The organism is Streptomyces sp. NPDC003379 (assembly GCF_053589195.1).
On the sequence record NZ_JBSFRK010000005.1, the window covers coordinates 181,905 to 200,354 of the forward strand.

At 72.8% G+C, this 18,450-nt stretch carries 12 protein-coding genes; 6 read left to right on the forward strand and 6 right to left on the reverse strand.

Features of this window, described 5'->3' with window-relative positions:
• Positions 1-58: 58 nt before the first annotated feature.
• From ACWDVB_RS07000 to ACWDVB_RS07010, 3 genes are read right to left on the reverse strand one after another with little or no spacing between them, the layout of a single operon-like run.
• Positions 59-2,245: a protein kinase domain-containing protein gene (locus ACWDVB_RS07000; RefSeq protein ID WP_451518768.1), complete on the reverse strand. Its 2,187-nt coding sequence runs from the start codon at positions 2,243-2,245 to the stop codon at positions 59-61.
• Entirely contained in the window at positions 2,242-4,521 is a 2,280-nt protein-coding gene (locus ACWDVB_RS07005) for a protein kinase domain-containing protein (RefSeq protein WP_451518769.1), read from the reverse strand. The genes ACWDVB_RS07000 and ACWDVB_RS07005 overlap by 4 nt, the downstream gene beginning before the upstream one ends.
• A 16-nt stretch (positions 4,522-4,537) precedes the next feature.
• Positions 4,538-5,371, reverse strand: coding sequence for a hypothetical protein (locus ACWDVB_RS07010; protein ID WP_451518770.1), 834 nt, complete (start codon positions 5,369-5,371; stop codon positions 4,538-4,540).
• 168 nt (positions 5,372-5,539) lie between these two features.
• On the opposite strand from ACWDVB_RS07010, the gene ACWDVB_RS07015 reads away from it, so the two are divergent.
• Positions 5,540-8,626: an AfsR/SARP family transcriptional regulator gene (locus tag ACWDVB_RS07015; RefSeq protein WP_451518771.1), complete on the forward strand. Its 3,087-nt coding sequence runs from the start codon at positions 5,540-5,542 to the stop codon at positions 8,624-8,626.
• A 33-nt stretch (positions 8,627-8,659) separates the two neighbouring features.
• Positions 8,660-9,241, forward strand: a complete 582-nt coding sequence (locus ACWDVB_RS07020; protein WP_451518772.1) for a hypothetical protein — start codon at positions 8,660-8,662, stop codon at positions 9,239-9,241.
• A gap of 9 nt (positions 9,242-9,250) precedes the next feature.
• Here the strand turns inward: ACWDVB_RS07020 and ACWDVB_RS07025 are convergent, their stop codons facing one another.
• Positions 9,251-10,624, reverse strand: a complete 1,374-nt coding sequence (locus ACWDVB_RS07025) for an APC family permease (protein WP_451518773.1) — start codon at positions 10,622-10,624, stop codon at positions 9,251-9,253.
• Positions 10,625-10,726: 102 nt separating this feature from the next.
• Positions 10,727-12,142 carry a diaminopimelate decarboxylase gene (locus ACWDVB_RS07030; protein ID WP_451518774.1) on the reverse strand — a complete coding sequence of 472 codons (1,416 nt, stop codon included), beginning with the start codon at positions 12,140-12,142 and terminating at the stop codon, positions 10,727-10,729.
• 157 nt (positions 12,143-12,299) lie between these two features.
• Between ACWDVB_RS07030 and hutU the strand changes: the two genes are divergently transcribed.
• From hutU to hutI, 4 genes are all read left to right on the forward strand, one after another.
• Positions 12,300-13,964, forward strand: a complete 1,665-nt coding sequence (hutU, locus tag ACWDVB_RS07035; RefSeq protein ID WP_451518775.1) for a urocanate hydratase — start codon at positions 12,300-12,302, stop codon at positions 13,962-13,964.
• 80 nt (positions 13,965-14,044) lie between these two features.
• Complete coding sequence (locus tag ACWDVB_RS07040) at positions 14,045-15,256, forward strand: allantoate amidohydrolase (protein WP_451518796.1); 1,212 nt, start codon at positions 14,045-14,047, stop codon at positions 15,254-15,256.
• On the forward strand, positions 15,253-16,620 hold the full coding sequence (locus ACWDVB_RS07045) for a formimidoylglutamate deiminase (RefSeq protein ID WP_451518797.1): 1,368 nt from the start codon (positions 15,253-15,255) through the stop codon (positions 16,618-16,620). Before ACWDVB_RS07040 ends, ACWDVB_RS07045 begins: the two co-directional genes overlap by 4 nt.
• A 118-nt stretch (positions 16,621-16,738) precedes the next feature.
• On the forward strand, positions 16,739-17,911 hold the full coding sequence (gene hutI, locus ACWDVB_RS07050) for an imidazolonepropionase (protein ID WP_451518776.1): 1,173 nt from the start codon (positions 16,739-16,741) through the stop codon (positions 17,909-17,911).
• Here the strand turns inward: hutI and ACWDVB_RS07055 are convergent.
• Positions 17,901-18,380: a hypothetical protein gene (locus ACWDVB_RS07055; protein WP_451518777.1), complete on the reverse strand. Its 480-nt coding sequence runs from the start codon at positions 18,378-18,380 to the stop codon at positions 17,901-17,903. The genes hutI and ACWDVB_RS07055 overlap by 11 nt on opposite strands.
• Positions 18,381-18,450: the final 70 nt, after the last annotated feature.

The window sequence follows — 18,450 nt, forward strand, 5'->3', positions numbered from 1 at the left end:
CGGTGGCGTTGTTCAGGCGGGGCCGCAGGAGGCCTGCGGGGCACCGGCTGAGGCGCCTCTACGCCTTCGGTACCGAGAAGCGGAAGAGCTTGCCGGACCAGGTGGCGTACAGGTGGTCGCCGATGGCCTGCGCCGACCAGGAGCCGGAGCCGCCCGTGGCCCGGTGGTGCCACACCTGTTCGCCGGTGTCGGCGTGGAAGGCGTACAGGCCCTTCTCGCCCGCGGCGAGGAAGAGTCCGCGCAGGGCGCCCAGGAGGTCGAGGTCGCCCAGGGCCGTCCCCGCCGTCCAGCGTTTCGTGCCGGTCTTGGCGTCGATCCCGTACAGGACCTTCTTGTCGAGGTAGCAGACGGTCGCGCCGGCGCGGGCGTAGCCGCGGTTGCCGCGCGCGGCGGTCTGCACCGTCCACAGGGTCTTGCCCGACTCCGGGTCGAAGGCGGCGAGCAAGCCGCGGGTCGAGCCGCTGAAGCCGGTGCCCGGGTAGCAGAACAGGGTGCCGTCGAGCAGGCTCATGCACCCTGCGTAGCCGAGGATCTCGCTGTTCGTGGGCGGGAGTTCGGTGGCTTCGCTCCAGAGCGTCTCGCCGTTGTCGGGGTCGAGGGCGAGCAGCTTCATGTCGGCGTCGATGCCGTAGAGCACCTTGCCCTTGTCCGGTGGGTAGAGCGTGACGAGGTCCTTCGCCCATACGCGCTTGCCCGTGTCCCGGTCCAGGGCGGAGTAGCCCCTGAGCATCGCGCCCGGTTTCGTCTTCGACGCGCCGCCCCAGGCGAGCGGCGCGCCCGCCGGAGTGACGCCGAGGACCATGCTCACGTCCTTCACGTCGCGCGAGGTCCACCGCACCTCGCCGCTCGACGCCTCCAGCGCCTGGAAGCGTCCACCGCTTGTGATCATGACCAACTTGCCGTCCGAGAGGTCCAGTTTGGGCGCGCTGCCCCCGGCCGGGGACGCGTCCCACAGCTCCTTGCCGGACCGGCCGTCGAACGCGTGCACCTTGCCGTCGGTACGTACGGTGTAGACGCGCTTGTCGTCGGGGAGGGCGTCGGTGTTCTGGCCGCCCAGGTCCTTCCACAGGAGCTTGCCGGTGGCCCGGTCGAAGCAGGCGCCGGAGGCCTGCTGGGTGCACAGCAGCGTGGACCGGGTCACCGCGCGCAGGGACATGCCGGGCTGTGGAAGTTCCTTGGTCCAGTCGAGTACGGGGGTGGCGGCTGTGCCCTTGCCGTTCTCGCCGTCCTCGCCCCGTGAGCGCAGGAACCACGTGGTGCCGCCGGCCGCCGCGGTCACGGCGAGCGCGACGCCGCCGGTCAGCAGCCGGCGGCGGCTGAGCAGCGGGGCGCGTACCGCGTCCTGAAGTGTGCGCTGGTCCTCGGTCACCTGGAGCTCGACCGCGCCGAGCCAGCCGGCGGTGGTCTCCGGGCGCAGCCAGGCCTGGAGTTGCTCGACGGTGGGGCGGCGGGCGGGGTCCTTGTCGAGGCACGCGGCGACGATGCCGAGCAGGCCGTGGGGGACGCCGGTCAGCTGTGGCTCTTCGTAGGCGGCCCGGTAGAGCAGGGCGTGGACCGCGCCGGTGCCGAAGGGCGGAATGCCGGTGGCGGCGAAGGCGAGTACGGCGCCGAAGGCGAACACGTCGGACGCGGGCGTCAGTTCGAGGCCCCGCGACTGCTCGGGCGACATGTAGCCGGGCGACCCCGCGACCTGGCCCTCGGCGGTGAGCACGGTTCCGTCGACGGCCCTGCTGATGCCGAAGTCGATGACCCGGGGGCCGTCCAGGGTGAGCAGGATGTTGGACGGTTTGAGGTCGCGGTGGATGAGCCCGGCGCGGTGGATCGCGGCCAGCGCCTCGGCCAGGCCGCCGCCGAGTACGCGCAAGGTGGGCTCGGGCATCGGCCCGTGGGCTTCCAGGGCGTCCGTGAGGGAAGGGCCGGGGATGTACGCGGTGGCCAGCCACGGCTGCGGCCCCTCGGGGTCGGCGTCCACGACCGGCGCGGTGAAGGCGCCGGAGACCGCGCGGGCTGCGTCGACCTCGGCCTTGAAGCGGCGGCGGAAGTCGGGGTCGGCGGCCAGTTCGGGACGTACGACCTTGACGGCCACCGCACGGCCACTGCGCGACGCGGCGAGGTGGACGCGGCCCATGCCGCCCGCGCCGAGCTCCCGGATCACCCGGTAGGGGCCGATGTACGAGGCGGGGGAGGCGGCGGGGGAGGCGGCTTGCGGGGGCGGCGCGGACGGCGGCATGGGCGGTGTGGTCATGAGGTGTCGCTCCGGAAGGCGTAAAGGGTGGTCTCGGACGCGGCGAAGAGCGTGCTGCCGGAGATCTGGAGCAGCCATTCGCTCTTGCCCCCGTTCTTGCCGGACGGCTGGTGCGCCCAGAGCGGCTTGCCGTCGGAGGCGCGCAGGACGATGAACCCCGGGACGTCACCGGTGGCGAACGAGGCGATGGCCACCACGGACGCGGAGACGGTCGGCCCCTGGCTGTCCGCGCCGCCGGTGGTCGTCAGGTGCACCGGGCTCGCGGTGTGCCACACCTGCTCGCCGCTGCGCATGTCCAGGGCGAACACGGTGCCCGGACCGTCGTGGAGATAGGCCCGCTTGCCGCGGACCCTCGCCGCGCTGATGGTGGTCGTCTCGTTGACGGCGGTCCACAGCTTCTTGCCGTCGGTGACGCGGAAGGCCTGCGCCTTCGTACTGGTGACGAGGAGCGTCTTGCCGTCGGTGGAAAGGTGCGGATAGGCGCCGGGCTTGATGACGTCAGGGACCTTCCACCGTTCGGCGCCCGAGCGCAGGCCCAGGCCACGGAGCGTGCCGTTGTCCTGGAGGAAGCAGAGGTTCCCGTCGGCGTACGCCTGGAAGTCGCTGCCCTTGACCGTGCGCGACCACAGCACCTCGCCCGAGCGGAGATCGACCGCGAGCGCCCCGTAACCCTTGTGACCACTGGTGCCGACGACCGCGACCGGACCGGCGACGGACAGGACGCTGTCGACGAAGTCGGCGGACTGGGCGTCGGCGCCCTGCTCGGTGAGCGCGTGGGTGAACTTCTGTCTGCCTGTGGCGTCGACACCGGACAGATAACCGCGCTCGCCGCTCCACGCCGAGGCGAACAGCGTCGATCCGCGCACGCCCAGCCATTTCGGGTCGGTGGAGACGTCGGAGGGCAGGCGCAGCGAGCCCGTCCAGCGTTTCTTCCCGGTGGTGCTGTCGTAGGCGGTCGCGCGTCTCTGCTCCCAGTGCACCAACGTGTCGCCCAAGAGCTGTAGTTGTGCGCTCGCCAGCTTCTTCAGCGGGACCGACCACCGCGGCTTCGGCCCGGCCGGAACCTTGGGCTCGGGTCGGCCGGTGGTGCCCGCGCTGCCGCTGCCGTTGCCGCCGCTCCGGGCCGGGGTCGTGCCGGGCTTCGACCGCCACCCGGCCAGCGCCGCGGCCCCTCCGCCCGCCGCGACCGTGGTGCCCGCCGCGGCGATCCACAGGAACCTGCGGCGGCTCGGCCCCCTTGGGCCGTCGGCGGCGAACGGGTCGACGGGCGGTGCGAGGGACGTCAGGGGCACGGGCGGCGCGGCCACCAGAACGGCGGCGTGCGCCTCCCGCCGCGCCAGGTCCTCCCGCACGCCATCGATGAGCAGCGCGCCAGGATCGGCGGCCCCCAGCGCGCCCAGCACCGACGCGGAGGGCGGCCTGCGGACGGGGTCCTTCTCCAGGCAGGCACTGATCAGCGGGCTCAAGGCCGCGGGTACGCCATCCAGTTCGGGCGGCTCGTGGACGGCCCGGTAGAGGATCTCGGCCGTCCCTCCGGTGCCGAAGGGGCCCCGCCCGGTCGCCGCGAAGACCAGGACGCAGCCCAGGGAGAAGATGTCGGCCGCCGGTCCCGCCTCGCGGCTCGACATGATCTGCTCGGGCGCCATGAACCCGGGCGTCCCCATCACGGCACCCGTCCGGGTCACCTGGGTGGCGTCCACCGCGCTGCTGATGCCGAAGTCGATGACGCGGGGCCCGTCCTCGGCGATGAGTACGTTGCCGGGCTTGAGGTCGCGGTGGACGATGCCGGCGTCATGGATGGCGAGCAGCGCCTCCGCGAGGCCGGTGCCCAGGGCCCGCAGCCCGGCCTCGGGCAGCACACCGAAGCCGCGTACGACATCGTGCAGCGACGGCGCGGGGACGTAGGCCGTGGCCAGCCAGGGCTGTGGGGCCTCCGCGTCCGCGTCGAGCACCGGCGGGGTGAAGAAGCCGCTCACGCGGCGGGCGGATTCGGCCTCGCGCCGGAAGCGCCCGCGGAAGTTCGGCGCCTCGGCGTACTCGGGCCGGATGACCTTCAGGGCGACCAGCCGCGAACCCGGCGACCTGGCCAGGAACACCCTGCCCATGCCGCCCTCGCCGAGGAGCTGGAAGACCTCGTAGGGGCCGATACGGGCGGGGCTCTGCGGGCTCTGCTGCCGGGGGCCGCCCCGGCCCGGCGGCTGCGGCACTGTGGGGTGCACGGGCTGCACGGGCCGTACGACCGTGGGGTCGCTGCCTTCGTAGGGATGTGTGTGCACGTCGTCGCCGCGGCGGTCAGCTCAGCGAGGCGAGCACGTCACGGGCGGCGGTGATGGCGGCGTCCTCGGCCTGCTTCTGCGTGGTGTCGGACGTACTCCGGCTGTAGGTGAAGTCCACGCTGAGCGAGGCGTTGCCCTCACGGACGACCACCTCGGACTGTGCCAGCGTCCCGTCCCTGGCGTCGACGGTGCTGACGACGAGAGCCTCCTCGCCGAGCCCGCTGACCGGCCGGGAGCCCTCCGCCTTGCGCAAACCATTGAGGTCACTGAGAGCGGTTCTCTTCTTGAGGTCGTACTGGCCCTTGGCACTCGCGGCGACCGTGAGGCTCACGCTCAGGCTCTGATAGCGACCGTAGTCGGCGGGCTCCCACCTCGGCATCCTGGTGATCATCGTGGCCAGGTCCTTGTCGTCCATCAGGCCGGGTGTGCATTCACCTCCGGGCGCGATCTTCTCGATGGTGGACGCCTTGATCAGCTCGCACCCCTTGGGCACCTTGGTGAACGCCTTGCCCGACGACGGCGCCTTCGGCTTGGCGGCGTCTCCCGGTGCGCCGGAGGGCTTGCCCGACGCGGTGCCGCCCTTGTCGTCGTCCCCCGACGTGGCGATGACCACGCCGACGACCACGGCCACGGCGAGTGCCGCGGCGCCGCCGATCAGCCATATGCGCGAACGGCCGCCGCGCGGGGCGGAGTTGCCGGGGCCGCCCGCCGGAACCGGCTGCGACCAGGCCGAAGGCCCGCCCGGCGCCTGCGGCGGGACGGGCGGCGGCGCCTGGCCGGGCATCGGGGGCGGCGCCTGGCCGGGGCCGCCGAAGCCCTGCCGGGGATCCGCCTGCGGGTTCTCACTCACGGAACAGCTCGCTTTCCTACGGTTCACGCCCTCGGGAGCGGACACAACGCGCCGTACCCTCTCGCGAGACACTGCAATGCCGATGAAATCCTGCTGAAGCAGAGGACGCGGACGCCGCTGGGAAGCGGGGAACCGCGGGTGACTACGGGGAGCACGGGGGACTTTGGCGTGGAGACGAGCACAGCGGACACGACCGGCTCAGGCGGGACGACAGGTGCGAAGGACACGAAGGGCACGGAGGGCACGGAGGGTATGGGGGACACGGACGCCGCGGCGGACCGCCTGCGCCTCGCCCTGCTCGGCCCGGTCGGCGCCCATCGCGGGGAGGTGCCGCTCGACCTGGGGCCCGTACGACGTCAGGCCGTGCTGGCCGCACTGATCCTGCGTACGGAGACACTCGTCACCCATCAGCGACTGCTGGACGACGTATGGGGACTGGAGCCCCCGGGCACGGGCCGCCGCGTCCTGCCCAGCTACGTCTACCCCCTGCGCAAGGCACTGGACGTACCCGGCACCGGGCCCGCCGCATCCGTGATCCGCGGTGAGCGAGGCGGCTACCGCTTCGTACCGGGACAAGCCCGCACGGACATAGGCGAGTTGGCCGGACAGGCCGCCGCGGCACGCCGCGCGAAGGCCGCGGGCGACCTCGGCACCGCCCTCGACAGCTGTACGCGGGCACTGGACCTGTTCCGCGGGGAGCCGCTGTCCGGTCTGCCCGGCCCGTTCGCCGACGCGGAGCGGCAGCGCCTCGCCCGGCAGCGGCGCACCCTCCACCAGGAGCGGGCGGAGTGCCTGGTGCTCCTGGGCCGGTACGCGGAGGCTCTGGACGAACTCCTGGCCGCGCCCACGGCACAGCCGCACGACGAACCGCTCGCCGCCCTGCGGATGCGCGCGCTGTACGGCAGCGGTCGGCAGGCCGAAGCGCTCGCCGCCTACCAGGAGACCCGGGACCGGCTCCGCGGCGAGCTGGGCGTGGAGCCCGGCGAGGAGCTGCGCCGGGTGCACCAGGGCGTACTGCGCCGGGACGACCTGATGCTGCTCGGCCGGACGCCGCTGCGCCACGCCACGGGCCCCGTCGCCGCACAGGCACCACCTCCACCCCCACCCGCGCCCTCGTCCTCGCCGCCACGATCGTCACGCCCCCACCGCAACGAACTCCCCGGCGACACCCCCTGGCTCGTAGGCCGCGAACCGGAACTCGCCCTGCTCACCGCACCGGCGCCCCAAGGCTCCGTCTCCGTGGCCGCCATCGACGGCACGGCGGGCGTCGGCAAGACCGCGCTGATGGTCCGCGCCGCCTGGACGCTGCATGACCAGTACCCGGACGGCTGCCTGTTTGTGGACCTGCACACGCACGGCGCCCCCCACGAGAGCCCGCGTCCGCAGCGCGCACTGCACCGGCTGCTCCGTGCCGTCAACGGCGCCGACGACGAAGTGCCGGACGAGCTGGACGAGTTGGTCACCGCCTGGCGCGCGGCCACCAGCTCCCTGCGGCTGCTGCTGGTCGTGGACGACGCCCGCAGCGCGGAACAGGTACGCCCCTTGCTGCCCGCGGGCCCGGGAAGCCGCGTCCTTGTGGCCGGCCGCCAGCGTCTGCCCGGCCTCGACGCCGACCGGCGGCTCACCGTGGAGCCGCTGGACACGGGCGAGGCGGTGACGCTGCTCACGCGCCTCCTCGGCGCAACCCGCGCCGAACAGGAACCGGAGGCCGCGCGGGAACTCGCCCGCCGCTGCGGCGGTCTCCCGCTGGCGCTGCGGATCACCGGGGCCCGGCTGCAGAACCGCCCGTCCTGGACACTGGCCCACCTGGTCGGCCGGATGTCGGACGACGAGCGCCGCCTGGGCGAGCTGCGGGCGGAGGACCGCAGCGTGGAGGCCGCCTTCCGGATGTCCTACGACCTGCTCACCCCCGAACTACAGCGCGCGTTCCGGGCGTTGGGGCAGGCCCCGACCGCCGAGTTCGACGGGCTCGCCCCCGCCGTCATGCTGGGCCGCTCGCTCCAGGACACCGAGGACCTCCTGGAGCGCCTGGTCGACGCGAGCCTGCTCCAGCAGCCACGGGCAAGCCGCTACCGGCTGCATGATCTCGTACGCGACCACACGCGCCGCCTCGCCGCCGCCGTGCCCGAGGAGGCCGCCGCGGACCGCGCCGCCGTGCTGCACCTCTACACAGCGGCCGGGCGCATCGCCAGCGACTGGGGCCCCGAGGGCTTCCCGACCGGCCCCGACATCTCCGACTCCCCCTTCTCGAACTGGCGGGAGGCCGACGCGTGGCTGGACGCCGCGGGCGGCCAACTGCTCGACGTGGTCGCCTTCGCGGCGGCCACCGGGCAGCACGACCACGCCTGCTGGATCGCCGAGGCACTGGTCGACCCGCTGGTCCGCCAGGGCCGCTACCACGAGTGCCGCGCCGCCCTGGAGCTCGCGCTGCCCAGCGCCGACCTGGCCGACGACCGGCGGATGCCCTCCTCCCTGCGCAACTGCTCGGCCATCGCGGACATCTACCAGGGGCGCTTCCAGCAGGCCCACGCCTGGTGCGCCGACGCGCTGCGTCTCGCCCGCCACCAGGGCGACCTGCGTGAACAGGCGCGGGCCACCGCCGGTCTTGGCGCCGCTGAGCGCGCGCTGGGCCGCTTCCCGGAGGCGGTCGCCCATCTGAGCGAGGTCATGGGGCTGGCGGCCCGGCTCGACGACGACTGGCTGGCCGGGATGTCGAGCTGCAACCTCGGCGCCCTCCACGACCAGCAGGGACGGCACGAGGAGGCACTCACGTACTACGCCACCTCCCTCACCTTCGCCGAGAAGATCGGCCGCCCCCGAATGATCAGCAAGACCCTGTGCTTCACCGCCGAGGCCCACCTGGCACTCGGCCGGCACACCGAGGTCAAAGACCTGGCGAGGCGCGCGGCGGAGCTGGCCCGGGAGGTCGGCGACCTGCAACTGCGCGCGACGAGCCTGTCGCTGCTCGGCGCCGCGGAACACGGACACGGCGACCTGCCGTTGGCCATCACTCTCCAGCGCGAGGCCCTGGCCACGCTCACCGAGCACACCAGCAGGCATCTGGAGATGGAGGTCCGCCGCCGACTCGGACGCACGTACGCGGCAGCGGGCCGCCAGGCCGAGGCAGAGCAGCAGTTCCATATCGCCCGGTCCCTGGCCGGGGCGGAGGAGGGGGGTCAGGAAGAGGAGAGCCGGTTCTCACCCTCTCCTCAGATTCCGCCGCTAACCTCCTCCGCCGAAGCAGCGGAGGCATAGCGGCGGTACAGCGGCGGCACAGGAGGCGACGACGTGGGACGCGGCGGACATGGTCTGGTGAGGGTGCCGGTGGTGGTGCGGGCCGGGGCGGCGCCCCTGTGGTGGCTCGGGGTGGCCGCCGCCGGTGTCGGGGCGCTGCCGGACGGGCTCACCGGGCGGCGCATCGGCGCGCTCGCCGGGGCCGCGCTGTTCATCGTGACGGCCGCCGTCATCGCGTACGCCCGTAGGAAGCGCTACACCGCCCTCGCCCGCGAGGCGACCCGCGCCGGGAAGTACGACGTGCTCCAGAGCCGGTCGGTGACCGTACGCAACTGGCGGCGCGGGCACCGCTGGTGGCTCGTGGCCGCCTTCCTCGCCGCGCTCGGCAGCGCCTTCGCCCTGCCCGTGGCGGGCGGCGCGGTGCTGGCGGGCGCGGGAGTCGGCCTGTGGGCGAAGGCCGCCTGGCTCGGCCGCCGGGAGGGGGACGGCGATGTGCTCCTGTGGGTACGCGTCGACTGGCTCGGACGCGGGGCGGGCGCCCCTGTGGGCAAGACGGTCAAGGCGTACCGCATCACGGGCCCGGCGGCGGGTGACGCCCTGCCGGGCGGGGCGCGGCGCCGCACCGCCGCCGTGTGACGCCCGGGGTCACTCCTCGCCCCGCGCCTTCAGCACCATCTTGTTGACCACCCACAGCGCCACCCCGATGACGATCAGGATGCCCGCGCGGATGTAGACCTCCGCGGGACGGTCGGCGAGCGGGCTCGCCAGGATCACCGCCGTGATCGCGCCGAGCACCGGAAGGACGGTCGGCGTGCGGAAGTGCGTGTGGTCGACGGGGTCGCGGCGCAGGACCAGTACCGCCACGTTGACCACCGCGAACACGCAGAGCAGCAGGAACGCCGTCGTGTCCCCGAGCCCCTCGATCTCGCCCGTCGAGACCAGGCCGACCGCGAGGAGCGAGACGAAGACGATGCCGACGACCGGGGTACGGCGCTTGGCGAGGACGCGGCCCATGGCGCGCGGCAGGATGCGTTCGTTGGCCATGCCGTAGCAGAGCCGCGAGGCCATCATGATGTTGATCAGCGCCGAGTTGGTGACCGCGAAGAGGGCGATCAGCGCGAAGAGCTTGTGCGGGAAGTCGACGCCACCGGCCTTCACCACCTCCAGCAGAGGCCCACTGGAACCCTCCAGCGTCTTGTAGTCGACCAGGAGGGACGAGACCAGCGCCACCAGGACGTAGATCGTGCCCGTCACCGCGACCCCGATGAAGATCGCGCGCGGGAAGGTGCGCACCGGGTCCTTGGTCTCCTCGGCCATGTTGACCGAGTCCTCGAAGCCCACGAAGGCGAAGAAGCCGAGCGCGGTCGCCCCCAGCACCCCGGTCATCAGGGCGTAGCCCGTGCCGCCCCCGCCGGCCTCGAAGTCGGTGAGGCGGGAGGGTTCGCCGTCCCCGCTCAGTACGGCGTACGCGCCGATGGCGAGGATGATCGCGAGACCGGTCAGTTCTACGAGGGTCAGGACCACGTTCGTCTTCACGGACTCCGAGACGCCCCGCATGTTCAGCGCCGCGAGCAGGACGATGAAGGTGATCGCGATCAGGGTCGGCGGCAGCGCGTCGCCCGTCAGCTCACCGAGGTAGTCACCGCTGAAGGCGCGGGCCGCCGCGCTCGCCGACGAGAGCCCCGAGCACATCACCATGAAGGCGATGATGAAGGTGAGGAACGGCGTCTTGAACGCCTTCTGGGTGTAGAGCGCGGCCCCGGCCGCCTTCGGATACTTGCCGACCAGTTCGACGTACGACGCCGCCGTCAGGATCGCCACGACGAAACCGATCGCGAACGGCAGCCACAGCGCGCCGCCGACCTTCCCCGCGACCTTGCCGGTGGTGGCGTAGATGCCCGTGCCGAGGATGTCGCCGATCACGAAGAGGATCAGCAGCTTGGGGCCGATGGCGCGGTGCAGCGCGCCGTCGTCGGCGGGCGGTGGTGGTGCGGCGGTGGGCGTGCCGGATGTCGTCACAGGAGCCTCCCCCGAGAACGTGGCCTGGGAGGGAGGGTCTGCCCGTGATCCAGGTCACTATGCGCGAGTTGAGGAACCTCAGAGGTACCGCGTTGAGGAACCTCAGAGGTACCGCAGCGCGTCCCGTTCCGAGCCGCCGCCCGCCTCCGCCACGATCTCGTCGAGCGTCTGCGGCTCACGCGCGGCGGCGAACCGCACCTCGTCGGCGTACGTCGCGAAGCCGTGGATGCCGGGCCGGGCAAGGCTGTTGTAGGCGTAGTGGGCCGTGAAGTAGTAGGCGCCGGTGTCCAGGACCGCCACGTGATCCCCCTGTTCGAGCAGCGGCAGCGGGCGGTTCTCGGCGAGCAGGTCGCCCGCGAAGCAGGCCGGGCCCGCGATGTCCTGGCCGACGGCGGGCCCGCTCTTGGGCCGCCCCTTCGCGTCGTACGCGGCGATCCGCAGCGGCCACGAGAGCGGCGCGTACACCGTCCGCGTCGCCACCTGCACGCCCGCGTGCGTCACCGCGATGGGCCTGCCGCCCGCCTTCTTCGCGTACTCGACGCGGGCGAGGACCGTGCCGTGCTTGGCGAGCAGCGACCGGCCGAACTCGGTGACCAGGCCGTACCGCCCGTCGAGCAGCCCCGGCACCCTCGCCTTGAGGCGGCGCGCGTACTGCGCGTGCGTCGGGCTCTCCTCGTCCGAGCCGAAGTTGACGGGCAGGCCGCCGCCGATGTCGATGGTGTCGATCTGCCGCCGCCCGGCGCGTTCGTTGATCTCCTCGGCCAGTTCGTACGTCGCTCCGACACCGCGCACCATCATCTCCAGGGGCATGCCCTGCGAACCGGAGTGCGCGTGCAGCCGGGTCAGCCACGGCCGGTCGAGGCAGGCCTGGACCACCCACTCCCGGGCGCCCTCGTCCAGCAGCGGGATGCCGAACTTGGAGGTGGCCGTGGCCGTCGACAGGGCGCCGATCGAGCCGCCGCCGATCTGCGGGTTCACGCGCAGCCCGACGGGGGAGTCGGTCGGCGCCGACTGGACCAGGGCGTCGACGCGGGCCAGCTCCTGCGGGTTGTCGGCGTTGACGGCGATGCCGAGGGCGAGCGCCTGGCGCAGTTCGGCGGGCGTCTTGGCGGGGGAGTCCAGGACCGTGTCGGCGGGCGCCACACCGGCGGCCCGCGCCAGGGCCAGCTCGCCGGGGCTCGCCACCTCGGCGCCGATCCCCGCCGAGCGCAGCAGCCGCAGCACCGGGACGAGCGGGGTGGCCTTCACCGCGAAGGCGTGCAGGACGGGCGTGCCGGGCGGGGTGACCGCCTCGAAGGCGGCGCGCAGGGCGGCGGCGCTCGCGCGGATGCCGGCGGTGTCGAGGAGGCAGGTGAGGGGGGTGGCGGGGCCGACGATGCCTTGCTCGACGGCGGCACGGATGGCTTGGTCGCGGCGGGTGGGGGCATCGGCGCCCGGGGTGGGGGCACCGGCGCCCGGGGTGGGGGCGGCGCCCGCGTGGAAGTCCTGCGTCCGGTCGTTGTCCTCGTCGTGGCCCATGTGATCCAGCCAATCATCCGGGCCGCGGACGCCGCTGGTGTACTCGCGCATTCGTTCGCTATTGACTAGCCCTATTCAGCCCATCAGGATGTGAATAATAAGGCCCCAGGTGACAGGTGACAGGTCACAGCAGTCTCATCCGAGGAGGCACCGCCCCATGTCAGGACCCCGCCCCGTACGAGCGCCGCGCGGCACGGAACTCAGCGCCCTGGGATGGCAGCAGGAAGCCGCCCTCCGGATGCTCCAGAACAACCTCGACCCCGAGGTCGCCGAACACCCCGACAAGCTCGTCGTCTACGGCGGCACGGGAAAGGCCGCCCGCGACTGGCGGTCGTTCGACGCCATGGTGCGCACGCTCCGGACCCTCAAGCAGGACGAGACGATGCTCGTCCAGTCGGGCCGCCCCGTCGGCGTGATGCAGACCCACGAGTGGGCGCCGCGCGTCCTGATCGCCAACTCCAACCTCGTCGGGGACTGGGCGAACTGGGAGGAGTTCCGCCGCCTGGAGCAGCTGGGCCTCACCATGTACGGCCAGATGACCGCGGGCTCCTGGATCTACATCGGCACGCAGGGCATCCTCCAGGGCACCTACGAGACATTCGCCGCGGTCGCCGCGAAGAAGTTCAACGGCACCCTCGCCGGGACGATCACCCTCACCGCCGGCCTCGGCGGCATGGGCGGCGCCCAGCCGCTCGCCGTCACCATGAACGACGGCGTCGCGATCTGTATCGACGTCGACCCGCGCGCGATCGAGCGCCGCATCGAGCACAAGTTCCTCGATGTGCGGGCCGACTCCCTGGAGCACGCCCTCCAGCTCGCCGTCGAGGCGCGTGACGCCCGTCGCCCCCTCTCCATCGGCCTGCTCGGCAACGCCGCCGACCTCCTGCCCCGCATGCTCGCCGAGTCCGCGCCCATCGACATCGTGACGGACCAGACCTCCGCCCACGACCCGCTCGCGTACCTCCCGACCGGCGTCGACTTCGACGAGATGCAGTCGTACGCCACGAAGGACCCGGCGGGCTTCACGACGCGGGCCCGCGAGTCGATGGCCAGGCACGTCGAGGCGATGGTCGGCTTCATGGACGCGGGCGCCGAGGTCTTCGACTACGGCAACTCGATCCGCGGCGAGGCCCAGCTCGCGGGCTACGACCGCGCCTTCGCCTTCCCCGGCTTCGTCCCCGCGTACATCCGCCCCCTCTTCTGCGAGGGCAAGGGCCCCTTCCGCTGGGCGGCGCTGTCGGGCGAGGCGTCCGACATCCACAAGACCGACAAGGCGATCCTGGACCTCTTCCCGGAGAACGAATCGCTCCACCGCTGGATCAGGATGGCCGGCGAGCGCGTCCACTTCCAGGGCCTCCCGGCCCGCATCTGCTGGCTCGGCTACGGCGAGCGCGACAAGGCGGGCGAGCGCTTCAACGACATGGTCGCGAGCGGCGAACTCCAGGCCCCCCTCGCCATCGGCCGCGACCACCTGGACTGCGGCTCGGTGGCATCCCCGTACCGCGAGACGGAGGCCATGCTCGACGGCTCCGACGCGATCGCCGACTGGCCGCTCCTGAACGCGATGGTGAACGTGGCGTCGGGCGCGAGCTGGGTCTCCCTCCACCACGGCGGCGGCGTCGGCATGGGCCGCTCCATCCACGCGGGCCAGGTCTCGGTCGCCGACGGCACGAAGCTGGCGGGCGAGAAGATCCGCCGCGTCCTGACGAACGACCCCGGGATGGGCGTCATCCGGCATGTGGACGCCGGTTACGACATCGCGGAGTCGGTGGCGGACGAGAAGGGCGTACGGGTTCCGATGCGGGAGGGTGAAGGCGAGTGACGGGAAGTTCAGCCCCTCCGGCGTTCGAGGAGCGGGGTCCGGGGCAGAACCCCGTGGCCTCCGCCCCTTCCTTCCAGGAGATGTGGCGGGACCTGAGCCCCATCGGCCGCGACGCCGGTACAGGCGGCTACCGCCGCTACGCCTGGACGGGGGCCGACACCGACTGCCGAGCCTGGTTCAGGCAACAGGCGGAGTCGAGGGGCCTGACCCACGAGCTGGACCGCAACGGAAACCAGTGGGCCTGGCTGGGCGACCCCGCGGCCGGGGACGCCATCGTCACGGGCTCCCACCTGGACTCCGTCCCCGACGGCGGCGCCTTCGACGGCCCCCTGGGAGTCGTCTCCTCCTTCGCCGCCCTGGACGAACTGCGCGCCCGAAATGCGCAGTTCGCGAAGCCTCTGGCGATCGTCAACTTCGGCGACGAGGAGGGCGCCCGCTTCGGCCTGGCCTGCGTGGGCTCCCGCCTCACCGCCGGACAGCTCACCGCCGAGGCCGCGCGCGAGCTGCGGGACGGCGACGGAGTGACGCTCCCCCAGGCGATGGAGGCCGCCGGATACGACCCGTCGACGATCGGCCCGGACCCCGAACGCCTCGCCCGGATCGGCGCGTTCGTGGAGCTGCACGTCGAACAGGGCCGCGCCCTGGACCTGTCGGACGACCCCGTGGGCATCGCGTCCGCCATCTGGCCGCACGGCCGCTGGCGCTTCGACTTCCGGGGCGAGGCCAACCACGCGGGCACGACCCGCCTGGCCGACCGCAGGGACCCCATGCTGACGTACGCGGAGACGGTCCTCGCCGCCCGCCGCGAAGCGGAACTGGCGGGCGCGGTGGCGACGTTCGGCAAGATCTCCGTAGAGCCGAACGGCGTCAACGCCATCCCCTCCCTCGTGCGCGGCTGGCTGGACTCACGCGCCGCCGACCAGCCGACGCTCGACACGGTCGTGACGGGCATCGAGAAGGCCGCCCGGGAGTACGCGGAGCGCCACGGCATCGACCTCGACGTCGTACGCGAGTCCTTCACGCCGATCGTCGAGTTCGGGCACGCCCTGCGCGACGAACTCGGCACGATCCTGCGCGCGAGAACCGGGGAGGCGGCCCACCCGATCCCCGTCCTCGGCACGGGCGCGGGCCACGACGCGGGTATTTTGTCCGCCTCCATCCCCACCGCCATGCTGTTCGTACGGAACCCCACGGGCGTCTCGCACTCCCCGGCCGAGTACGCCGCCGAGGACGACTGCCTGGCCGGGGTGACCGCACTCGCCGACGTACTGGAAGGGCTGGCGTGCACGTGACGACGGAGCGGACGGAGACGGACACGTACTGGCTGGAGCACGCCTGGCTCGGCACCCACGTCGAGCCGGGCGTGGCGGTGGAGGTGACGGCCGACCGGATCACGGCCGTCCGCAAGGACGTCGAGGCGCCCCCGCCCGGCGCGACGATCCTGCGCGGCCTCACCCTCCCCGGCCTGGCGAACGCCCACTCGCACGCCTTCCACCGCGCGCTGCGCGGCACCGTCCAGGTCGGCTCCGGCACCTTCTGGACCTGGCGCGAGGTCATGTACGGGGTGGCGGACCGCCTGACCCCCGAGAAGTACCACGCGCTCGCGCGCGCGGTGTACGCGGAGATGGCGCTGGCGGGCATCACGACGGTCGGCGAATTCCACTACCTCCACCACGGGCCCGGCGGCACCCCGTACGCCGATCCCAACGCGATGGGCGAGGCGCTGATCCAGGCGGCGTCGGACGCGGGCGTGCGCATCACGCTCCTGGACACGGCGTACGTGGCCTCAGGACTGCTCTCCGAGACGCGGGGCGAGCCCCCGAACCGCCACCAGCTGCGCTTCTCCGACGGCACGACCGAGGCGTGGGCCGAGCGGGCCTCGGCGCTGAAGGAGCGTCCGCACGCCCGCGTCGGAGCGGCGATCCACTCCGTACGTGCGGTCCCGTCCCGCCAGTTGGGCGTGGTCGCACAGTGGGCGTCGGAGCGAGGCGCCCCGCTCCACGTCCACCTCTCCGAACAGACGGCGGAGAACGACGCCTGCCAGGCGGTGCACGGCTGCACGCCCACGCGGCTGCTGGCGGACCACGGAGTCCTCGGTCCCCGCACGACAGGCGTCCACAACACGCACCTCACCGACGAGGACATCGCACTGCTCGGCCGCACCACGACGGGCACGTGCATGTGTCCGACGACGGAACGCGACCTGGCGGACGGCATCGGCCCGGCGGTCCGCCTCCAACAGGCGGGCAGCCCCCTCTCCCTCGGCAGCGACAGCCACGCCGTCATCGACCTCCTCGAAGAAGCACGGGCAATGGAGCTGAACGAACGTCTCCGCTCGCACACGCGGGGCCACTGGACGGCGGCGGCGCTGCTACGGGCGGCCACGGCCGACGGCCACGCGGCACTCGGCTGGCCCGACGCGGGCGTCATCGAGCGGGGCGCTCTGGCGGACCTCACGACGATCACCCTGGACTCGGTCCGTACGGCGGGCCCCGTCCCCCGCCTGGCCGCCGAGACGGCGGTCTTCGCGGCGACGGCGGCGGACGTGCGGCACACGGTGGTGGGGGGCCGTCATGTCGTACGCGACGGGTCCCATGCGCTGGTGCCCGATGTGCCGGGGGCGTTGACGGAGGCGGTGGCGGCGCTGAGAGATTGACACATTCTCCAAACTCGCCCCTACCCGAATGTTCCATCCCTCCGGCGTTTGAGGAGCGGGGTCCGGGGCGGAGCCCCGGTTTCGAACCCCAGCCCCCACCCCCCACCTCGGAGACGCCATGCCCACCACCCTCATCACCAACATCGCGAGCCTCGTCACCAACGACCCCACACAGGGCGACGGAAGCCCCCTGGGCCTGCTGACGGACGCCGCCGTAGTCCTGGACGGCGAGAAGATCGCCTGGGTAGGCCCCGCCACGAAGGCACCGCCCACGGACACCACGTACGACGCGGACGGCCGCGCCGTGATCCCCGGCTTCGTCGACTCCCACTCGCACCTCGTCTTCGCGGGCGACCGCACCCAGGAGTTCAACGCCCGTATGTCGGGCCGCCCCTACTCCGCCGGCGGCATCCGCACCACGGTCGCGGCGACCCGCGAGGCCACGGACGCGGAGCTGGAGGCGAACCTCACCCACTACCTCCGCGAGGCCCTCCGCCAGGGCACGACCACGTTCGAGACGAAGTCGGGCTACGGCCTGGCCACGGAGCACGAGGCCCGCGCCCTGCGCATCGCGGCGCGGCACACGGACGAGGTGACGTTCCTGGGCGCGCACATCGTCTCGCCGGACTACGCGGAGGACCCGGCGGCGTACGTGGAGCTCGTCACCGGCGAGATGCTGGACGCCTGCGCGCCGCACGCCCGCTGGATCGACGTCTTCTGCGAGAAGGGCGCGTTCGACAGCGACCAGGCCCGAGCGATCCTGACGGCGGGCAAGGCGAAGGGCCTGCACCCCCGCATCCACGCCAACCAGCTCTCCTACGGCCCCGGCGTCCAGTTGGCCGTGGAGCTGGACGCCGCCTCGGCCGACCACTGCACCCACCTCACGGACGCGGACGTCGAGGCCCTGGCCCAGGGCAACACGGTGGCGACCCTCCTCCCCGGCGCCGAGTTCTCCACCCGCGCCGAGTGGCCGGACGCCCGCCGCCTCCTCGACGCGGGCGCGACGGTGGCCCTCTCCACGGACTGCAACCCCGGCTCGTCCTTCACGTCCTCGGTCCCGTTCTGCATCGCCCTCGCCGTACGGGACATGGGCATGACCCCCGACGAGGCACTCTGGTCGGCCACGGCAGGCGGCGCGAAGGCCCTGCGCCGCACGGACATCGGCACCCTCCGCGAGGGCGCGCGTGCGGACCTGTCCCTCCTGGACGCCCCGAGCCACGTACACCTGGCGTACCGCCCGGGCGTACCGCTGGTCTCGGCGGTCTGGCAGCGGGGTGTCCTCACCCGCTGACGGCCCTCGCCGGGCAGGCGAGTTCGGGCCGGGAGCGATTCGGTGAGCAGCACACGAGCGCAACGGACAGGAGCGAGGGCCGTTCCAGATAGCAACCGTGGGCCACATCCCCGCCCCAGCCGAGCCGTCCGGCGGCGGAGTCGACCAACATCGCGAGGCGCGCAGGGTCCCGGTAGGGCATGGAGTCGAACCGGGGCGCGTACTCGGCCAGCCGCTCCCCGAGCCAGTCCGCGGCCTCCTTCGGCTCCTCCCACGTACCTCGGATCAGCTTTTCCGGCTTGATCAGCCAATACGCCGTTTCCATCGGCGGCAGGTCCACGACAGGGAACTCCGCCTTCACCTCCCGGTGGCGTTGGGCCGGCTCGGGCCGGCTGCCCTCCGGGGGCGGGTGCGGGGGTGGGGGTCGGCGCAGAGCGTCCTCGTCGAACCGTTGTTTGGAGCCGATCCACAGATAGCCATGGTGGTGCACTGTCGTCCCGTTCGGGGGAGTACGGAGTGGAGGAGTCCGGCCGGTCCCCGCCCTGCGGAGTGAGCGGGGC

Coding starts and splice junctions, on each gene's coding strand:
- ACWDVB_RS07000 (WP_451518768.1), bottom strand. CDS start 2,245: ATGACCACACCGCCCATGCCGCCGTCCGCGCCGCCCCCGCAAGCCGCC.
- ACWDVB_RS07030 (WP_451518774.1), bottom strand. CDS start 12,142: ATGGGCCACGACGAGGACAACGACCGGACGCAGGACTTCCACGCGGGC.
- hutU (WP_451518775.1), top strand. CDS start 12,300: ATGTCAGGACCCCGCCCCGTACGAGCGCCGCGCGGCACGGAACTCAGC.
- ACWDVB_RS07040 (WP_451518796.1), top strand. CDS start 14,045: ATGTGGCGGGACCTGAGCCCCATCGGCCGCGACGCCGGTACAGGCGGC.
- hutI (WP_451518776.1), top strand. CDS start 16,739: ATGCCCACCACCCTCATCACCAACATCGCGAGCCTCGTCACCAACGAC.